Origin of the sequence: Methylobacterium segetis, from assembly GCF_004348265.1 — a bacterium.
Lineage (GTDB): Bacteria > Pseudomonadota > Alphaproteobacteria > Rhizobiales > Beijerinckiaceae > Methylobacterium > Methylobacterium segetis.
In genome coordinates this window covers 1-2,598 of record NZ_SMNT01000236.1, presented here as the reverse complement: position 1 = coordinate 2,598, position 2,598 = coordinate 1, and the positions used below count along the sequence as shown (strand labels likewise).

Annotated in this window: 1 protein-coding gene and 1 pseudogene; one reads left to right on the top strand and one right to left on the bottom strand. The window is 68.3% G+C overall.

The window, feature by feature from the left end; translation table 11 throughout:
- A pseudogene (locus E1J50_RS26330) lies at positions 1–288 on the bottom strand (hypothetical protein); the annotation flags it as partial.
- Between the two features lie 258 nt (positions 289–546).
- Between E1J50_RS26330 and E1J50_RS26325 the strand changes: the two are divergent.
- Positions 547–2,598 (top strand): TonB-dependent receptor (locus tag E1J50_RS26325; RefSeq protein WP_132257211.1); only part of this gene is annotated, 2,052 nt, incomplete at its 3' end.

Here is a 2,598-nt window from a genome sequence, read left to right as displayed (position 1 = left end):
GTTGCGGGCCTCCAGGCTGCCGATGGCGGCCGCGCGCGCGAACCACGCGTAGGCGGCGCCCGCGTCGCGCGGCACGCCCGTCCCGTCGAGATGCATCTGGCCGAGCATGAGTTGCGCCGCGCGGAATCCCTTGCCGGCCGCGAAGCGGATCCAGGACGCCGCCTCCTGCGGGCGCCGCGCGAACAGGGCGCGCCAATCGGCCTCCGAATGCCGGTGCAGATCCCAGACGTTCGGGGCCGCGCCGCAGATCCCGCTTCCCGCGCGGGCAGCTGATCCGGAAGGTGGCACGTCCGATCCCACGCCCGAGCCGTCGATCCCGCGAGCAGACCCCGGCGGGCCGCATTCAGCGGCCGCAATACCATGCATTGCACAGATGAAAAGCATCGATTGCGGGTAATCGACCGCAGTTCAGAATGATTTCAAACTCGATTTAGAGCAAATCTAAAATGTTGCGCTTGTGTATCTTTCGCTGAAAACCGCAGGATAACCGTTGCATCCGCCGGCAGAGTTTCACTAAGGACGGTCATTCAGCGGAGACTATCGGTGATGCGTGCCCAACTATCGATGAGGGACACGGGCGGATCGAATGCGGTCGGCCTCGGACTCGCGGCGACGCTCGGCGCCTTCGTGCCGTTCGACGCGGAGGCGCAGGACGTCGCCGCCGACCTGCCGCTCCTCAGCGTCGAGGGCTTCCGCCTGAGCGACCCCAACGTGCTGAACGAAGGCACCGGCCTCTCGCGGCTCCCCGGCCGCATCCAGGACACGCCGCAGGCGATCAGCGTCGTCCCGGGCGAGGTCATCCGGCAGCAGCAGGCGACCACCCTGGAGCAGGCCCTGCGCAACGTGCCGGGCATCACGGTCTCGGCGGGCGAGGGCAATGGCGGCCTCAACGGCGACCAGTTCCGCATCCGGGGCTTCCAGGCCAAGAACGACGTCTATCTCGACGGCCTGCGCGATTTCGGCGTCTACGCCCGCGACAGCTTCAACATCCAGGACGTGGTGGTCATCAAGGGCCCGGCCTCGGAGACGCTCGGCCTCGGCACCGCGGGCGGCGCCATCAACATCGTCTCGAAGCGGGCGGGGCTGACCGATTTCACGACGATCGACACGCTCGGCGGCAGCGGGCCGACAGCCCGGGGCACCTTCGACATCAACCGCCGCATCGACGAGACCACCGCGATCCGCCTCACCGGCATGGTCCATCGCCAGGACGTGCAGGACCGCGACCTCGTGAAATCCGACCGGGCCGGCTTCGCCGCCTCGCTCGGCTTCGGCCTCGGCACGGACACGACCTGGCACCTCAACTACTTCTACCAGCACAGCGAGCGCACGCCCGATTACGGCGTGCCGACCGTGCTGCGCCCGGGCGCCCGCAACGCCCTGCCGATCACCGAGTTCGGGCTGGCGCGCAACACCTCCTACGTGCGCACCAGCGACCGCGACGTCGCGGATGTCCACCTCCTCACCTCGCTGATGAAGTGGGAGGTCGCCCCCTGGCTGACCGTGACCAACGATTCCCGGCTCTCGTTCTACGACCGGAACTTCTCGACCACCGCCGCGATCTGCACCGGCACCTGCGTCACCGACTTCTTCGCGGGCCGCAATCCCTTCGTGACCTATAGCGCGGGCGGCGGCCAGACGTTCGGACAGGACGCCTGGGGCGCGCAGAACGTCACGACGGCCATCGCCAAGTTCCACACCGGCTTCCTGCGCCACGAGGTCGTGACCGGGCTCGACCTGTTCTACCAGGACGACGACCGCATCAACTACCAGGTGCTCGGAACGCGCCCGAACCAGCGCCTGCTGACCCCGCTCCACGATCAGGTCGGCTACTCGCTGGTGCCGAACCCGGCCAGCCGCCGCCTGACGCAAGGCGCCAATCTCGGCGCCTTCTTCAGCGACCGGGTCTGGCTGACCGAGCAATTCTCGATCCTGGGCGGCGTGCGCGTCGACCGCTTCGTCAGCAGCTACACCGCCACCAACGCGAACGCCGTCTTCACCCCCTCCGTGATCGCCCCCTCGACCGGGGTCAGCCCGAAGGTCAGCGGCATCTGGCAGCCGACGCCCGAGCAGACCTACTACGTCTCCTATTCGCGCGGCTTCTCCCCGCAGGGGCAGTACGTGGCGAACTCGACGGGCATCGAGATCCCGAACGCCGCCGCGCTGAAGCCCGAGGAGAGCGACCTCTACGAGGTCGGCGCCAAGGTCAGCGTGCTCGGCGGCCGCCTCGGCCTCGCCGCGGCGCTGTTCCGGATCGACAAGAGCAACAGCTTCGACATCGATCCCGTCACGGGCAGCATCATCAACGGCGCCCTCGACGCGGGCGAGCGCCGCCGGGTCGACGGGTTCGAGGCCTCGATCACCGGCAAGCTCAGCGAGGAGTGGAACATCATCGCCGGCTACACCCACCTCGACGGGACGGTCCTGTCCGGCGTCAATGCGGGCCGGGTCGCGCCCTTCGTGCCCGCCAACGCCTTCACCCTCTGGACGACCTACGACCTGACGGCCCTCGGCCGCTCGTGGTGGAACCTGCCGGGGAAGATCACGGTCGGCGGCGGAGTGACCTTCGACGACGGCTACTTCCCGGCGAGCGACAAC